Here is a 17,209-nt window from a genome sequence, read left to right as displayed (position 1 = left end):
CATGAAAGGGAAACTTATAGTAGTCGGCGGTGGCTTGGCCGGCTTAATGGCAACGATTAAAGCGGCAGAAGCAGGAGTAAATGTTGAACTATTTTCTTTAGTACCAGTAAAACGTTCACATTCTGTATGTGCCCAAGGTGGAATTAACGGTGCCGTAAATACAAAAGGTGAAGGGGATTCTCCATGGATCCACTTTGACGATACAATTTATGGTGGGGACTTCTTAGCGAACCAACCACCAGTTAAAGCGATGTGTGATGCAGCACCTGGTATTATTCATTTAATGGATCGCATGGGTGTTATGTTCAACCGTACGGAAGAAGGACTTCTGGATTTCCGTCGTTTCGGTGGAACACAACATCACCGTACAGCATTTGCTGGCGCAACAACTGGTCAACAATTACTATATGCATTAGATGAGCAAGTACGTCGTCATGAAGTAGCAGGACTTGTAACGAAATATGAAGGTTGGGATTTCTTACGAGCTGTTGTAGATGATGAAGGTGTGTGCCGAGGAATCGTCGCGCAAGACTTACAAACTATGGAGATAAAAAGTTTCCAAGCTGATGCCGTGATTATGGCAACAGGGGGCCCTGGTATCATCTTTGGAAAATCAACAAACTCTATTATTAATACAGGTACAGCAGCGTCTGCTGTATATCAACAAGGTGCATATTATGCGAACGGTGAGTTCATTCAAATTCATCCAACGGCAATTCCTGGAGACGATAAGTTACGTCTTATGAGTGAATCTGCACGTGGTGAAGGTGGACGTGTTTGGACGTATAAAGATGGTAAGCCATGGTACTTCTTAGAAGAAAAATATCCAGCTTACGGAAACCTTGTACCTCGTGATATTGCAACGCGTGAAATCTTTGATGTTTGCGTAGAGCAAAAACTAGGTATTAACGGTGAAAACATGGTGTACTTAGATCTTTCTCATAAAGATCCGAAAGAACTAGATATTAAACTTGGTGGAATTATTGAAATCTATGAGAAATTTACAGGTGATGATCCTCGTAAACTACCAATGAAAATCTTCCCAGCAGTTCACTATTCAATGGGCGGATTATGGGTTGATTATAAGCAAATGACAAGTATTCCAGGTTTATTTGCAGCAGGTGAGTGTGATTATTCTATGCACGGTGGTAACCGCCTTGGTGCGAACTCATTATTATCAGCAATTTACGGTGGTATGGTAGCAGGACCGAACGCAATTGAGTATATGAAAGGTCTTTCTAAATCATCTGATGCTGTTTCATCTACTGTATATGAGCAAAATGAATTAATTGAAACAGAGAAATTTAACAATATTTTAATGCTTGATGGTAACGAAAATGCATATGTTCTTCATAAAGAGCTTGGAGAATGGATGACAGATAACGTTACAGTAGTTCGTGAAAATAAAAAGTTACTAGAAACTGATGCGAAAATTGAAGAGTTAATGGCGCGTTACAAACGCATTAACATTAACGATACAGCAAGATGGAGTAACCAGGGTGCTTCATTTACACGCCAACTTGCAAATATGTTCGAGTTAGCACGTGTTATTACAATTGGCGCATATAACCGTAATGAAAGCCGCGGAGCGCATTACAAACCAGAATTCCCAAATCGTGATGATGCAAACTTCTTAAAAACTACGATGGCGAAATTTGAGGGAGAAGGAAAGGCACCAGCATTCCATTACGAAGAAGTGGATGTTTCATTAATTAAACCACGTAAACGTGACTATTCCTCAAAACATGATGTAGCTGCTAAGGGTGAAGAGAAGGGGGATAAACAACATGTCTGAGAAAACAATCCGCCTCATCATTACGAGACAAGATGGCCCAGATGCACAAGAGTTTGATCAAGAGTTTGAAATTCCATATCGTCCTAATATGAATATTATTTCGGCGCTTATGGAAATTCGTCGTAATCCTGTTGATTCAAAAGGGAACCAAACAACTCCGATTGCATGGGATATGAACTGTTTAGAGGAAGTATGTGGAGCTTGTTCGATGGTGATTAACGGAAAACCACGTCAATCATGTACAGCTCTTATTGACCAGTTAGAGCAACCAATTCGCTTAAAGCCGATGAAGACATTCCCGATTGTACGTGATTTACAAGTTGACCGTAGCCGTATGTTTAACGCGTTAAAACGTGTTAAAGCTTGGATTCCAATCGACGGTACGTATGACCTAGGACCAGGTCCAAGAATGCCAGAGAAAAAGCGTCAATGGGCATATGAACTTTCGAAATGTATGACATGTGGTGTTTGCTTAGAGTCATGTCCGAACGTAAACAGTAAGTCTGACTTTATTGGACCAGCACCGCTTTCACAAGCGCGTTTATTTAACTCGCATCCAACTGGTGAAATGCATAAAGCAGATCGCTTACGTGCAATTATGGGTGATGGAGGACTTGCAAACTGTGGTAACTCTCAAAACTGTGTGCAATCATGTCCGAAAGGTATTCCATTAACAACTTCAATTGCAGCATTAAACCGTGATACAACAATTCAATCGTTCAAAGATTTCTTTGGTAGCGACAATAACTATTAATAAATATTGCCTCTTCATGTTGAAGAGGCAATATTTATAACTTTATATTTCTGTTTATTCTGTTTATTTTGAGGGCGAAAAGGAGAGGGAACGATGAAGAGAATTTCTTATATTGAAGACTTTGAGCAATGGGAAAGTGGTTTTTCATTTTATAATCCTGTCAAAGTTCGTTTTGGTGAAGTAGATATGTTTGGACATGTAAATAATGTCGTTGCTTTTACATATTTTGAAGAAGCGCGTATCGCATTGTTTAAAGAACTGGGATTTATGCAAGAATGGACACATGAATCATCAGAAACGATGATAGTCGTCGCAGATCTACAATGCAATTTTATTAAACAAATTTATTTTGATGAGCAGTTGAAAGTATATGTAAAGGCGGGAGCGGTTGGGAATTCCTCTTTAGATTTACACTATATGGTCAAAAATGCAGAAAGAGAAGTTTGTTTAGTTGGACGCGGTATGATGGTCCAAGCATCGAAAAAAACTGGAAGAGGCGAACCGTGGCCTAAGGAATGGAAGGAATTATTACAATAATAGAATAAAAGAAAAATAAGAGAGCGATTCGCTCTCTTATTTTTTGTCCTCCATCGCCTCTTCTAATGTTAGGTGGTGCTTATATATGTATGTGGCGTATGGATTACCGACGTAGCGTAAGTGCCACGGTTCATATGCATACTCTGTTGTTTTTGTTTTATCCTCTAAATAACGAATGACAAATCCGAACTCATGGGCATGTTCTGCAACCCATTTTCCTTCTGCTGTCTCTCCGAAGATTGGTTCTAATTGGAATTTAGCAGATTTTGAGCTAATATCCATTGCTAGACCGGTTTGATGCTCACTTGTTCCAGGAATTGCACTTACCGAATCAGCCTCAGCTTTTCCTTGGCGTTTAATATATGTATTATGTAATGACTGTTGGCGTTTGTAAGAACGGTAACCTGAAACTGCTGTAAGTTCTAAACCTTCTTCTTTCGCTGCTTGGAACATTTTTTCAAGAGCGTCTGCAGCATCTTTGCGAAGTAATGTTTTCTCTTTATCTTTTGGACTAGTAAATGGTACGTTCGGTTTCGTCAAATCTTCTGGAATGTACCCATCTGGTAATTTACGATGTTTATTGACTAATACAAGAGCAGAATCTGGATTTGTTACAACGGAAAAATTATCATCTAGTTTCTTTGCATTATGATCAGCTTTTTGAAAAGCAGGAATCTCTTCTTTTTGGTGGTTATTATGTTTTTGATTTTCGACAGCTTTCGCTTCGTTTTGTAGTGGTGATTTAGAACCAAAGTAAACGAAAGATGTGATACCGATTACAATAGTAGCGGCAGAAATAATTATTATTTTTTTCATGATGCCCTGTAATCACAGTCCTTTCTTAATAAAATATGTATCGTTTTTATTATAAGTCTAGTTTGTTGAAAAAGAAATATAAGAGTCGTAACGTAATAGAAATGCAAAGAAAATGTCAGAAAATGTGTGAAAATGTAGTATTTTTTCATATAATTCATTTCTTATCTTTCATGAAGTTCATTTTTTATGTAATATATTTATATAAGAAGATGTAGCGATTATCGAGAATAAAAGACCTCTGGTATAGACTAGGAGTGAATGGGAATGGATTTTGCAACAATTATTGGAATCATTTTAGGAGTATTAGCGGTAGTCGTAGGGATGGTCGTCAAGGGCGCTGACATAACAGCCTTACTAAATCCTGCCGCAGCACTAATTATTTTCGTCGGTACATTTGCTGCAGTGTGTATTGCATTTCCGATGAATCAACTAAAAAAAGTTCCAAAATTATTTAAAGTTCTTTTTGGTTCAAATAAAAAAGATCTAAGTTATGAACAATTGCTAGAATTATTTGTTCATTGGACATCTGAGAGTAGAAAATACGGTATTTTGTCTTTAGAGCAACAATTAGATGAAATTGAAGATGAATTTCTTTTGCGGGGTATGAAATTTGTTATTGATGGTGTATCTGCAGAGGATTTAGAACAAATTTTAGAAGCCGAATTAGAAGCGATTGAAGAGAGACATGCAAAAGGGGCTGCTATTTTTTCGCAAGCTGGTACATATGCACCTACACTAGGGGTTTTAGGTGCTGTTATTGGTCTTGTAGCTGCACTTGGAAATTTAACTGATATTGAAAAGCTAGGGCATGCTATTTCAGGTGCGTTTATTGCAACGATTTTCGGTATTTTTTCAGGTTACGTATTATGGCATCCATTTGCAAACAAATTGAAGCAAAAGTCTGCTGCTGAATTAGAGAAGAAACGTTTAATTATTGATTGTTTATTAATGTTACAAGAAGGTACATATCCGTTTATTATGAAAAACCGTATTTTAGGTGCGCTTTCTGCAACTGAGCGTAGGAAGCTAGAAAAAGGAGCGGAAAAAAATGCGGAGTAAGAAAAATAGAAGAGGCAAAAAGAAAAAACATGAAGAGCATATCGATGAAACTTGGTTAATTCCATATTCTGATATGTTAACGTTGTTATTTGCATTGTTCATCGTATTATTCGCAATGAGTAGTATAGATGCTGCGAAGTTTAAACAGATGGCAGTTGCTTTTCGAAGTGAGTTAGCCGGTGGAACAGGAAATAAAGAATTTTTAAGCGATCAAAAACCAAATGAGGAAAAAGAATTATCAGCAAATAGCCTTGAGGCAGAACAAGCAAAAAAACAAGCGGAAGATAGAGCTAAAGAAAAAAAAGAAATGGATGAGTTGAAAGCATTACAAAAAAAGATTGATCAATATATTAATGAGAAACAACTATCCTCTTCTTTTCAAACTAAGTTAACTGAAAAAGGATTAATGTTAACGATATTAGAAAATGTACTATTTGATTCAGGGAAAGCAGATGTGAAGTTGGAATCTTTAGGGATTGCAAAAGAGATGTCTAACCTACTTGTTTCAGCATCACCTCGTGAAATTACCGTATCGGGCCATACAGACAATGTTCCTATTTCAAACGCACAGTTTGCATCAAATTGGGAATTAAGTACGCAGCGTGCAGTTAATTTTATGCAGGTGTTACTTCAAAATAAAGAATTGCAACCAGAAAAATTTAGTGCAGTTGGTTATGGAGAATACCGTTCAATTGCACCAAATGATACGCCAGAAGGAAAAGCGAAAAATAGACGTGTTGAAGTGTTTATCTTGCCTTTAACAAGAAATATGCAATAAAAGAGGATGGCGAAGGCCATCCTCTTTGTTATTTTGCATCAAATGATTTTAAATTGTCACGACGGATTTTGTCTTTTTCTGCATCTGATTTTTTGAAATTATAGTCATATAGAGCACCTTCCCAATCACCGTACATTGGATTAGGGAAAATGATGAATTTCTCACCAAATTGTGCTTTTGATTCTGCTACTGTTTCATTGCGATCTTTCACAGATTTTCCATCAAAACCAGTGAAATCAGATAAGTTGTCACCGAAGAATAGGACGATGTCATGTGTTTGAGAAACAAGTTCACGACGCTTTTCTTTCCCTTTTTCTTTCGGGTCTTGTAGTAATATATGTTCTTTCGTCGCTTGAGGAGCACCTACGCGCTCAAGGTTTTTAATTGTTGCATCTAGTTGATTTGTTTTACGATTTGAGATGTAGTAAATATCTACACCTTTAGACTCTGTATATTTTAAGAAATCAATAGCACCTGGAAGAGCTTCAGCTTCAGCCTTATTAATCCAATCGTCCCATTTATAAGGATAGCCTTTTCCTGTTTTTACGCTCATTGCTTGATGGGGACTGTTATCTAAAACAGTTTCATCTAGATCAAGTACGATAGCAGGTTTTTTTTCTGTCCCTTTTGCAAGAGCTGCATCAAGCTTTAATTGACCAATATTGTAGCCTTGGTAGTAAAGTGCTTTCGTTTCGCCAGCTGTTTGATACCATAAATCGGCCATCAATTGCTGGTCTGTTAATTGTACTTTCTCTTCTTTTGCCACTGTTTTCTCAGCTGTTCCTGAACATGCTACAAGCGATGTGGAAAGAACGGCCACAGATAATAAAGTGGTAATGCCCCTTTTCATCTTCATATGTATCCTCCTTGATGTTAGAAAATCATCTTATATTATATATTAAAATATAAAAATTTTTTTATGAACATTTGCATATTGTCTTTTATATATATAGTAGTATGTCCTATATTAGAAAGATGGGAAAAATAACAAAAAGTGATTTGACGTGTTTTATTGTCGAAATGACAATTATAATTGACAAATATATCTTTATTATTTACAATTTTAACTAAATAAAACAAATGGTGGATGGGGGATCATGGTACGTATAAAAGATTGAAATATAGTACTATATTTTATTTCGAACAATCATAGTCTTTAATAGAGAGTACGAATGATACTAAAGGGGAGGCTTTATACATTGAGTTTACAAATTCAAAACTTAACAAAAATATTCGGAGAATCTAAAGCAGTTAATGGTTTGCAAATCTCGTTACCGAAAGGTGAAGTGTTAGGGTTACTTGGCCGAAATGGTGCAGGGAAAACAACGACAATTAAAATGTTACTAGGTTTATTAACGCCAAATGAAGGTTCTATTACGTGGGATGGAAAATCATTTGGTGATAGCGGGGTAACAATTGGATATTTACCAGAGGAAAGAGGCTTATATACAAAAAGTAGAGTAATAGACCAGTTGCGATATTTTGGTAGATTAGAAGGAATGACGAAAAAAGAAGTAGATCTTGCAATTGATCACTGGTTAGAGCGCTTAGCAATTCCAGAATATAAATTTAAAACAGCTGGAGAACTTTCAAAAGGGAATCAGCAAAAAATTCAATTGATAGCTGCTCTTCTTCATGATCCAGAACTTCTTATTTTGGATGAACCATTTAGCGGACTTGATCCAGTTAATGCTGGAATGTTGGCTAGTATTATTGGAGAACAAGTACAGAGCGGAAAGACAATTATTTTATCTAGTCACCGTATGGAGCAAGTAGAGGCTTTTTGCCAACATGTATGTATTTTGAAAAAAGGTGAAGCAGTCGTAGAAGGACAATTAAGTGATATTAAGAAAGAATACGGTTTTCGTAATTTAACAATCGAAGATACAAAAGAGAATGAAAAGGGATTAGAAGCTATACATGTCCCGTATGAAAAACAACAAGGCCTTCTTTATGTGAAAGTACAAGATGATGCAGAAGCTCTAAAGATTTTGCAACAATTGCAAGAACAAGGTGTTGGTTTACGACAATTTAAAATGTTAGAGCCGACGTTAAACGAAATCTTTGTAGAGAGGGCGAAATAAAGATGCGTAAATTTTCTCATGTATTTTCATTTTATTTTAAGGAAGCGTTTTTATCTAAAAAATCATTAATTACGAGTGCGATTTTATTTTTAGTTGTGTTTGGTATTTTTGCATTTAATCATTTTACTTCAGGTGATGATAAAAATAAGGATAAAGATAAAATTGCAGTTGTAGTAGAGAGTTCCACATACAAAGTACAAAAAGAAGAGCTAAATAAGCTATTGCCATCAGCAAAAATAACGGTTGGTTCAAAGGATGATTTTGATAAACTGCATAAGCAAGTAGAAGAAGGCGATTTAGATGGTCTATTCCATGTGACGGAAAAGGATGGGACTCCAGCAGTTACATATATGTATAATGGATTTCCAAGCCAAGCGACTTCTGCGATTATGGCGGGTTATTTAAAACAACAATATACGAAGGTGACGATTGCAAAAAATAATGTTTCACCAGAAATTGCGCAGCAATTACAAGCAGAAATTCAAGTGAAGCAAGAAGCGATAAAAGATCGTACATCTTCTTTCGGAATTGCATATTTCTTTACATTTGCTTTGTATATGTTTATTGTAGCTTTCGGAAATACAATCGCAATGAATATTGCATCTGAAAAGGCGTCACGTGTAATGGAAGTAATGCTTCCGAAAGTAAAGCCTCTTACGATGATGTATGCGAAAATTTTGGCGGTTGTTTCAACGGCGTTATTACAACTTGTAATATTGGCGTGTGGTTATCTTATTCCTTATTTGTTAGGTTGGGTCGATTTAGAAAGTGCTTCATTACTTGGTGTTCCAATTGACTTTACAAAATTAGATGCAAAGGTTATAAGTATGTTTCTTGTTTATTTCATTACGGGGTATTTACTTTATGCGATGATGTACGCTGCGGCTGGAGCTGTTGTGTCTAAGACAGAGGATTTACAAGCTGTATCTTTCCCGATAATGATTTTGATCATGGCTGCATTCTTCATTAGTATTAAATCATTAAGTGATCCAAATAGTACTATTGTTGTTGTAAGTTCGTATGTTCCGTTTTTCACACCAATGGTTACCTTCTCGCGGATTGTAGCTGGTGAAGCAGGTATGTTAGAGATTACGATAACATTAGTAGTTTTATTGGCGACGATTGGTATATTAAATGCGATTACAAGCCGTATCTATGTAAACGGTGTAATGAATTACTCTGATAAAGTGAAGTTTAAAGATTTGGCGAAATTTATAAAGCGTCAATAATAGAGGGAAAGCATGATTTTCTAATGGAATCATGCTTTTTCTTTATGTATAAATTAAAAATAGTATATAATAATAAGAGTTGTCTTTTAATAGAATGAATAAAAAGGAGGGTGTGCAGATGGGAATTAGTAGTCGTTTTACAGTAGGTGTTCATATGTTAACGTTACTTGCAATAGATCGAAACTCTCGCTGTACCTCTGAATGGATTGCTGGTAGTGTGAATACAAATCCAGTTGTGATTCGTCGCATTACAGGAATGTTGAAGAGAGCAGGACTTGTTGATGTACAAGCTGGTAAAGGTGGTACGACACTTGCTCGTGATTTAGATGAAATTACATTACTTGATGTATATAAAGCTGTGGAAGTTGTAGAAGAAGGACATCTATTTTCTTTCCATGAAAATCCCAACATTGAATGTCCAGTAGGAGCTAATATTCAATCGGTATTAGAGATTGTTTTAATACAATCGCAAGAAGCGATGGAAAACGTACTTGCAAATGTAACGGTGCAGCAATTAGTTACAAATTTAAAGTCGAAAATTAAAGAATAAAAAAGCGAGCTTCCTCATGATGAGGGCTCGCTTTTTTTTATTCGGAAATATTGAAAATTCTATTTTTCAGTATTTAAAACAAACTTTCCTACAACAGCTGCTACGATACCACCAAAAATTGGAGCAACGATGAACACCCATAGTTGAGAAATTGCTTCTCCGCCAGCGAATAGAGCTGGTGCGATACTACGAGCTGGGTTAACAGATGTTCCAGTTAACGGAATACCTAATAAGTGAATTAATACTAATGTGAAACCAATTACTAGTCCAGCTAAAGAAGAACTTCCCTTTTTACCTGTTACAGCAACGATAACTAAAACAAATACGAAAGTTAAAATGAATTCAACTAAAAATGCTCCAGATAAACCAAGAGTTCCAAAACTATTTTGTCCTAAATTATCTAAAGGTAATTTAGCAGATCGTAAAATTGTTACTAACGTTGCAGTTCCTAATAAACCACCTAAAATTTGAGCTAATAAATAATAGCTAAGTTCCATAGCGTTCATTCTTTTGTTGATGAACATAGCGATTGATACTGCTGGGTTAATATGACATCCAGAAATTGTTCCAATGCTATATGCCATAGCCACGATAGATAATCCGAAAGCCATAGCGATACCTAATGTTCCAATTCCTTCAATTCCGCCACCAATGACAGCTACTCCAGTTCCGAATAATACAAGTACAAATGTACCAATAAATTCAGCAATTGCTTTTTTTAACATAATTTACCTCCTATTAATGCACATGAAACGTATTATAACATAGGTTTTAGTATAAACGGCTAATGAAATACTATTCTGATAAGGCGAAATAGGGAGATAATAAAAATAGATATGGTTCTATGAAGAAGAACCATATCTATTTTTATGCTGATTTTTTTTGTTTAATGACTGGAACAGAACGGTTTAAAACACTATTTACGATCATTCCTAGCATGATAATAATCATCCCAATCAGTGACAGCCCGCTAGGGAATGAACCATTTAAGAAAATAATCTCACCAAGCACAGTGAAGACCATCGTTCCAGCTTGTGTTGCTTCAACAGCTCCAAGTAAAGCAAGATTGTCTTTTGCTAAGTCAGTAGCAAAGAAAAATGTCATCGTCGCAATAACTCCGGAACATAATGCTAACAAAAATCCTTGCATCATTTGACTTGATGATGGAATACCGGTAGTGGAAAATCCGTATATACCAAGTAGGATTGTAATAGGGAGACTTCCGATTGCCATTCCTAATACACGTTGGAATGTATCAAGACGCCCGCCAACAAGTTGCATCATTTTTCGGTTACCGAAGGGATATAAGAAAGCTGCTAAAACGACAGGCAAAAAACCAGAAATGAATTGAGTCATTGTAATATGACCCGCTTCAGTAGCTTGCATACAAAGTACACCAAGTAAAATAAATAAAGCGACGTATAAACTGCGTAGTGGAATTTTTCCACGTACAAGTTTTGTACCTGATTTTGTTTCTATTTTAATGAAGAATAATGGCGATAAAAGTAAACCTGCTAATATCGTAACTTGCCAAGTTCCAGCAACGAGCCAAGCTGGAGAAAAAACAGCTGCGAAACTTAATAAAGAATAGAAGCCGATGCCAGCGACAGAGCCCCACCCGATCCATACAAATGGATGTTTTTTTAATTCTTCCCATAAAGCTCCTAAGTTTTTGCGAAATAAAACGATAAGGAATAAAATAGGGAGAGCAAATAGAAAACGGAAGGAAGCAGTCCAAGCCCAGCTTGTTCCAGATACATTCATTGCTCTGTTAATAATAAAGGTTGCAGAAAAAAAGGCCGATGATAAAAGACCTAGTAATATTGCGCGCATGAAGTATGGCACTCCTTTCGGAATTGAGTATTTATGTATAGTATAATATACTTAAAGATAATAAAAGTAAACTATTTTATATTTTAAGGTGGTTTTTATATATGAAAGAAAATGAAGATATGCAAACGAAAGAAGTAATTCAGCAAGTAGGTCAGCTATTAAGACAAATTCGAAATGAACAAAAATTAAGTTTAGAAGAATTAGCCCAAAAAACAGGGGTTAGTAAATTAACATTAGGGAAAATTGAGAGAGGCGAAACGAATCCAACGTTAGCTGTCATTTGGAAAATAACGAAAGGGTTATCGATTCCTTTATCGAGATTAATGGTTGTTGGAGAACCTGTAGCTGTTGCGCGCTGCGGAGAAGGATTTGCAGTAGATGTAGGACAAGCATGGCATTTAGAAACGATGTTCCGTTACACGAAAGAAACAGGGATGGAAATGCACCGTGCTTGTTTAAGAGCGAATAGTATATATGAACCGGAAGCTCATCATGAAGGAGCAATTGAGCTGGTAACAGTAATGAAAGGGAAAGTTTCTATTCAAGTTGAGAACGACGTATATGTGCTAAATGAGTTTGACTCCATTCAGTTTGAAGCTAATAAGAAACATAGTTATAAAAATGAAGAGGATGAAGTAGCGGTATTACATTTAACGATGAAATATTCTTCATGAAAAAATCCCCTATAGAAAAATCTATAGGGGATTTTTTATACGCTATGCTCAAATATATGAAAGAATGTTATTAGTAAGAGCGTGGCATAAGTAATAAACAAATAAAATAAACTAAAAACCCCGTCCCAAAACATAAAATAGCAATGACCCAAAGTATGCGAATGAGAGTAGAGCTAATATCAAAATATTCTCCTAAACCACCGCATATACCAAATAACATTTTATCAGTTTCGGATTTATATAACCTCTTCGACATATTATGATCCTCTCCTTTTTATATCACCGCTGTTATGTATGAGTGATACAGTGTACTTTTATTCTATATGGAAATTTATGAGAAGACCATTAGGTTATATTACATTTTTTTGTGAAAGGACAATACAGTGGATTAATTGTCTTAATTTTCAGTTGGTATTAAAATGAAAATGAGGGTGTGACGTATTTTCTAATATAAGGTGGGGAAATGGTAATGACATTATATTGGTTGACTAATGTAAAGCTTGAAACAGGTTATACATATGAAGAAGCGAAAATTTCACAAACGGAAACTGAGATATGCAGTCTTCTTATTGAAGATGGGCGAATTAAAAGAATTATAGCGGGAATCGCCCAAGAGGAAAGAACGTTAACTTTTGATGCTAATCGTTTATTAGTTTTACCAGCTTTTGAAGAGATGCATATTCATATTGATAAAACATATTATAGTGGGCCTTGGAAAGCTTGTATGCCAGCAGAAAATATTTTTACACGTTTTAATGAAGAAAAAACGATTTTACCAAAGCAATTAGCAACTGCTCAAGACAGGGCGGAAAATATGCTAGAGTTATTGCTTCGAAATGGCGCAACAAATATTAGAACGCATTGTAATGTGGATCCGGTTATTGGACTTCGTAATTTAGAGGCAACGTTAGCGGCTTTAGGAACATATAAAGATCGGTTGTCTGGTAGAATAGTTGCATTTCCGCAACATGGATTATTGCGAAGTAATTCTATGCAACTTGTGAAAGATGCGATGCGTATGGGCGCACAATTAGTTGGCGGAGTGGACCCAGCTACAGTAGATAATGATATTGAAAAATCATTACATACGATTATGGATATTGCGGTAGAGTTTAATGCGGATGTTGATATTCATTTGCACGATGCGAATAACCTTGGAACGTTTACAATGAAGAGATTGGCAAGTCTAACGGAAGAAGCAAGATGGCAAGGTCGTGTAACAATTAGTCATGCGCTTGGACTTGGTGGTGTTACTGATAAAGAAGCTGAAGAAGTGGCAGAAAGACTAGCAGCATTAAAGATTGATATCACTTCAACTGTTCCAATCGGTAAACAAGTAATCCCAATTCCATTATTAGATCGAAAAGGAGTTAAAGTTTCATTAGGAAATGATAGTATTACAGATCATTGGTCTCCGTTCGGCACAGGTGATATGCTTCAAAAGGCAAATCGATTGGCAGAACGATTTGGTTGGAGTGATGAAAGGTCTTTAGGGAAAGCTCTTCGTTTTATTACTGGAGGGAAAGAAACGTTAAATAATGAAGGGAAACGAGTGTGGCCGAATGTAGGGGATGAGGCAAGTTTTGTTTTAACGAATGCAACATGCTCCGCGGAAGCAGTGGCTCGTCAAACAGAGAAGCGTGTAGTTATGTATAAAGGGAATGTTGTTATAGGGGATTTAGATCAAGTGAAATCTGATAATCTTGTATAGAGGAATCGTTTAGATGTTTTGAGAAGGGTTCTAATTGTGAAAATAGAACCCTTCTTTTTCATTTAGTAGAAACAGGGAAGTACTATACTTCCTTATAAGGAAGCAAGAAGGGATGAAAAGTTTGGACAATCAACATAATCAAAATCATATTATGGGAACTTTGCAATGGTTTATTTTTTTATTAGCAAACTCAATCGCGCTACCAATTGTCGTTGGCGGATTATTTCATCTTACGACGGAAGAAGTATTTTATTTAATGCAGCGTACGTTTTTCGTAGTTGGTATATCTTCTTTTTTACAAGGATGGCTTGGACATAAGCTTCCGATTGCGGATGGACCAGCTGGATCTTGGGTTGGTGTATTTACCGTGCTTGCTTATGCAACTGTAGGGCAGGATCAATTACATAGTACATTGCAAATTTTAGAATTAGGAATGATGGTTGCGGGAGTTGTTTTAATAGGGATAGGAGTAACGGGAGTGATCGGGCGTATTTTATTTTTATTTACGCCGCTCGTGACAGGGACGTTCTTACTTTTATTATGTTTACAATTAAGTGGTGTATTTTTAAAAGGAATGCTAGGAATTACAGCTACTGTTTCTCAAATTGATGGATTTACAGCATTAATTGCTTTTGGCATATTTTTATTCGTAGTCATACTCTCCAACTTCGGAAAAGGGTTTGTTAAAAGTTATGCGGTTTTAATAGGGTTAATTAGTGGCTGGATTATTTTTCTCATTGCAGGAAAAGTGACGATCCCATCTCAAGTAACTCATTTTGTGCAACTTCCACATATATTCGCGTGGGGAATTCCAAAATGGAATACAGGTATGGCTGTATCAAGTTTCGTTATGGTATGTATTTTAGTTTCAAATACAGTGGCAGCTATTATAGCAATTAATCAAGCTACCATTCATAAAGCGACTATTGAACAAAAACAGTTGAAGGATGGAACGTGGGTTGGAGGGATTTCACATATCATTTCCTCTGTATTTTCAACTGTAGGTGTCGTTCCGTTACCAGCAACGGCAGGGTTTATACGCTTAACAAAACAAAAATATATACGATCGTTCTTAATGGCATGTGCGTTACTAGTCGTAATGTCTCTTTTTCCAAGTATCATTCGTTACTTAGCGTCTTTACCATCCGCTGTCGCATCGGCCGTTTTAATGGCTTCGTTCGTACAGTTAATTGGAATTGGATTTAATAATATAAAACAAGTGCCAATGAGCGAAAGGAATGTAACGATTTTAGGAGTTGCTATATTATTTGGAAGTGGTGTTATGTTTTTACCGTCTGGAGCACTCCAATCCTTGCCGTCTGTGATGCAATATATATTCGGAAATGGTTTGTTCGTAGGTACAGTTGTCAGCATATTACTAGAACAAATATGGCGTACTGAAAAGTAAGTGGATAAAAAGAGTGTACGCACTGTATAAAAGTCTAAAATAACATAAGAAATAAAGCCCATTTTCATTCACCACCTGCACATTTCGTTCATACAATATCTTGACTAAATAAACACCCAACTTACACATATACAGCTCTGGCTTAAGCAAGGAGGGTTATACCAGTTGAAGGAAAAAGCGTATCAATCTAAACCGTTACTCACAAAGAGAGAAAGAGAAGTATTTGAATTACTGGTTCAAGATAAAACGACGAAGGAAATTGCAGGTGAACTGTTTATAAGTGAAAAAACAGTACGTAATCACATCTCAAATGCAATGCAAAAGCTAGGGGTTAAAGGACGTTCACAAGCAGTTGTTGAGCTTCTTCGTATGGGAGAGCTCGAACTATAAGAAAGCAGCCGACTTTTATACAAAAGGTCGGCTATTTTTTTGTTTGTTTCATGCTCCATATGAATGATAAGAATGTTTCATACATAAATAGGTAGTAAGGAGGGGATATGTTGAAAAGGGTATTATTAGTTTCAACAAGCGCTCATGATTTAAATGGACACCCGACTGGTTTGTGGCTGGAAGAGCTCGCAGCTCCTTATCATTTATTTAAAAAAGCTAAGTTCGATGTTGATATTGTGTCGATAAAAGGCAGGAGAGTACCAATTGATAGAGTGTCTATTCCGAATGGCATACCTCGTGAATTTAAGCAGGTCGCTTCTTTATTGCAAAATACGAGGGCGATTTCAACTGTTCATTCTTCAGAGTATGATGCGGTATTATTTGGTGGTGGGCACGGGGCGATTGTAGATTTTCCAGGTAATCCATATGTAGCAAATTTAATTGAGAATATGTACAATAATAACCGGATCGTAGCGGCTGTTTGTCACGGGGTAAGTTCTTTAGTTGGTGTGAAAAATAAAGATGGCTCGTTTTTTGTTGCCGGTAAGCGTATAACAGGTTATACAAACGATGAAGAAAAAGCTGTACATTTAGAAAATCGAGTTCCGTTTTTGCTAGAAAGTAAGTTGAAAGAAGAAGGGGCTTTATTTTATGTAGCACCTAATTTCACGCCGCATGTTGTAGTAGATGGGCGTTTGATTACAGGGCAGAATCCGCAGTCTAGTGTGGGAATAGGTAAGGCTATAAAAAGAGCTGTAAATAAATTATAGAAAAGGTGCCCGCTACTAACAAAGGTAGCGGGTACTTTTTATGTATAGCGTAGATTGAAATTGTAATAAACTAAAAAGACGTAATGAGTATAATAACTTCATTTATAAACATTCATGAATTTGCTATACTATTTTGTATGAACAAAAGGGGAGGCTCTTTTAAATGAGAAAAGTAGCGTGTGCAAATACTTATATTAATAAAATAAAGCCCGTTATTCGAAAGACGAGTTTTAGCCAATTAAAAATAGATGAAATTGCGAAATATATGGATATTAGTAAAGCTACTTTATATAAACGTTTTTCTTCGAAAGATGAGATTATTGAGGCAGTAGTAGAGGATTTTATAAACTATCTTCTTGAAGGAGATGCGGATAATCAAGATGAAAGTATGTCGTTTACAGAACGTTTCCAAAAGACGTTTATCCATTCTTTAAAATGTGTGACGTATATTTCGGATGTCTTTTTACAAGATTTGAAAGAAGCGTATCCGCATTTGTCGGATCAATTAGTCGCTGCACAACAAAATCGCAATCGTAATTTGCAAATGTTTTTTGAATCGGGTATGGAACAAGGTTACTTTAATAAAATGAATGCGCAACTATTTATGGTGCAAGATGATGTGATGTTAAGACGCATTATAGATCATACTTTTTGCATTCAGTACGATATTACGTTAAAGCAAGCGATACTTGATTTCTACAATTTGAAGAAATACCAACTGTTTAAACCGGAATTTTTAGATGTAGTTGATGATTCTGAAATTGAAAAAGAAATTATAGCTAATCTACAAATGATTTCGTAAAAAAAGCAGATTTCCCTTA

Annotated in this window: 19 protein-coding genes; 14 read left to right on the top strand and 5 right to left on the bottom strand. The window is 36.1% G+C overall.

The features are described from left to right. Position 1 precedes the first annotated feature (1 nt). The 3 genes from sdhA (at position 2) to NSS97_RS22885 (ending at position 3,086) form a co-directional block, all read left to right on the top strand. Complete coding sequence (gene sdhA, locus NSS97_RS22895) at positions 2-1,795, top strand: succinate dehydrogenase flavoprotein subunit (protein WP_002034228.1); 1,794 nt, start codon at positions 2-4, stop codon at positions 1,793-1,795. Then, the gene (gene sdhB, locus NSS97_RS22890; RefSeq protein WP_002088861.1) at positions 1,788-2,549 is read left to right on the top strand and encodes a succinate dehydrogenase iron-sulfur subunit; all 762 of its coding nucleotides are present in this window, start codon (positions 1,788-1,790) and stop codon (positions 2,547-2,549) included. The genes sdhA and sdhB overlap by 8 nt, the downstream gene beginning before the upstream one ends. Positions 2,550-2,642: 93 nt before the next feature. After that, the gene (locus NSS97_RS22885) at positions 2,643-3,086 is read left to right on the top strand and encodes an acyl-CoA thioesterase (protein ID WP_044442329.1); all 444 of its coding nucleotides are present in this window, start codon (positions 2,643-2,645) and stop codon (positions 3,084-3,086) included. A gap of 36 nt (positions 3,087-3,122) precedes the next feature. Here NSS97_RS22885 and NSS97_RS22880 read toward each other — a convergent pair whose 3' ends face one another. Continuing rightward, positions 3,123-3,902, bottom strand: coding sequence for a M15 family metallopeptidase (locus NSS97_RS22880; RefSeq protein ID WP_002088858.1), 780 nt, complete (start codon positions 3,900-3,902; stop codon positions 3,123-3,125). A gap of 264 nt (positions 3,903-4,166) precedes the next feature. Here NSS97_RS22880 and motA point away from each other — a divergent pair, with 264 nt between their 5' ends. Together motA and motB are read left to right on the top strand one after the other, a co-directional pair. Then, on the top strand, positions 4,167-4,961 hold the full coding sequence (gene motA / locus NSS97_RS22875) for a flagellar motor stator protein MotA (RefSeq protein WP_044442331.1): 795 nt from the start codon (positions 4,167-4,169) through the stop codon (positions 4,959-4,961). Beyond that, positions 4,951-5,739, top strand: coding sequence for a flagellar motor protein MotB (gene motB / locus NSS97_RS22870; protein ID WP_044442333.1), 789 nt, complete (start codon positions 4,951-4,953; stop codon positions 5,737-5,739). Before motA ends, motB begins: the two co-directional genes overlap by 11 nt. Before the next feature lie 28 nt (positions 5,740-5,767). Here motB and NSS97_RS22865 read toward each other — a convergent pair whose 3' ends face one another. Further along, positions 5,768-6,595, bottom strand: coding sequence for a 5'-nucleotidase, lipoprotein e(P4) family (locus NSS97_RS22865; RefSeq protein ID WP_002190803.1), 828 nt, complete (start codon positions 6,593-6,595; stop codon positions 5,768-5,770). Positions 6,596-6,938: 343 nt separating this feature from the next. On the opposite strand from NSS97_RS22865, the gene NSS97_RS22860 reads away from it, so the two are divergent. From NSS97_RS22860 to NSS97_RS22850, 3 genes are all read left to right on the top strand, one after another. After that, entirely contained in the window at positions 6,939-7,823 is an 885-nt protein-coding gene (locus tag NSS97_RS22860) for an ABC transporter ATP-binding protein (protein ID WP_000058101.1), read from the top strand. 2 nt (positions 7,824-7,825) lie between these two features. Beyond that, positions 7,826-9,052: an ABC transporter permease gene (locus NSS97_RS22855; RefSeq protein ID WP_002015418.1), complete on the top strand. Its 1,227-nt coding sequence runs from the start codon at positions 7,826-7,828 to the stop codon at positions 9,050-9,052. Positions 9,053-9,170: 118 nt separating this feature from the next. Then, positions 9,171-9,602, top strand: a complete 432-nt coding sequence (locus NSS97_RS22850; protein WP_002112095.1) for an Rrf2 family transcriptional regulator — start codon at positions 9,171-9,173, stop codon at positions 9,600-9,602. Positions 9,603-9,661: 59 nt separating this feature from the next. On the opposite strand, the gene NSS97_RS22845 is transcribed toward NSS97_RS22850, so the two are convergent. Beyond that, the gene (locus NSS97_RS22845) at positions 9,662-10,327 is read right to left on the bottom strand and encodes an aquaporin (RefSeq protein ID WP_044442340.1); all 666 of its coding nucleotides are present in this window, start codon (positions 10,325-10,327) and stop codon (positions 9,662-9,664) included. Positions 10,328-10,469: 142 nt separating this feature from the next. Continuing rightward, positions 10,470-11,435: a DMT family transporter gene (locus NSS97_RS22840; protein WP_044442343.1), complete on the bottom strand. Its 966-nt coding sequence runs from the start codon at positions 11,433-11,435 to the stop codon at positions 10,470-10,472. A gap of 101 nt (positions 11,436-11,536) precedes the next feature. Between NSS97_RS22840 and NSS97_RS22835 the strand changes: the two genes are divergently transcribed. Then, positions 11,537-12,109 carry a helix-turn-helix domain-containing protein gene (locus NSS97_RS22835; RefSeq protein ID WP_002034214.1) on the top strand — a complete coding sequence of 191 codons (573 nt, stop codon included), beginning with the start codon at positions 11,537-11,539 and terminating at the stop codon, positions 12,107-12,109. A 70-nt stretch (positions 12,110-12,179) separates the two neighbouring features. On the opposite strand, the gene NSS97_RS22830 is transcribed toward NSS97_RS22835, so the two are convergent. After that, positions 12,180-12,365: a PspC domain-containing protein gene (locus tag NSS97_RS22830; protein ID WP_002129290.1), complete on the bottom strand. Its 186-nt coding sequence runs from the start codon at positions 12,363-12,365 to the stop codon at positions 12,180-12,182. Positions 12,366-12,578: 213 nt separating this feature from the next. On the opposite strand from NSS97_RS22830, the gene NSS97_RS22825 reads away from it, so the two are divergent. From NSS97_RS22825 to NSS97_RS22805, 5 genes are all read left to right on the top strand, one after another. Beyond that, complete coding sequence (locus NSS97_RS22825) at positions 12,579-13,820, top strand: amidohydrolase family protein (protein ID WP_341114097.1); 1,242 nt, start codon at positions 12,579-12,581, stop codon at positions 13,818-13,820. A 112-nt stretch (positions 13,821-13,932) separates the two neighbouring features. Continuing rightward, positions 13,933-15,228, top strand: coding sequence for a purine/pyrimidine permease (locus tag NSS97_RS22820; protein ID WP_044442347.1), 1,296 nt, complete (start codon positions 13,933-13,935; stop codon positions 15,226-15,228). Between the two features lie 165 nt (positions 15,229-15,393). Continuing rightward, positions 15,394-15,618, top strand: a complete 225-nt coding sequence (gerE, locus tag NSS97_RS22815; RefSeq protein WP_000659484.1) for a spore germination transcription factor GerE — start codon at positions 15,394-15,396, stop codon at positions 15,616-15,618. Between the two features lie 107 nt (positions 15,619-15,725). Next, positions 15,726-16,388 (top strand): type 1 glutamine amidotransferase domain-containing protein, encoded by a 663-nt coding sequence (locus tag NSS97_RS22810; protein WP_341114095.1) that lies wholly within the window; start codon positions 15,726-15,728, stop codon positions 16,386-16,388. A gap of 163 nt (positions 16,389-16,551) precedes the next feature. Further along, positions 16,552-17,190, top strand: a complete 639-nt coding sequence (locus NSS97_RS22805; protein WP_001233017.1) for a TetR/AcrR family transcriptional regulator — start codon at positions 16,552-16,554, stop codon at positions 17,188-17,190. Positions 17,191-17,209: the final 19 nt, after the last annotated feature.

The sequence above is a fragment of the Bacillus sp. FSL R12-0074 genome (genome assembly GCF_038005725.1).
GTDB lineage: Bacteria > Bacillota > Bacilli > Bacillales > Bacillaceae_G > Bacillus_A > Bacillus_A mycoides.
Note: the sequence above shows the minus strand (reverse complement) of the source record. Positions and strands in the feature narration are given on the sequence as shown.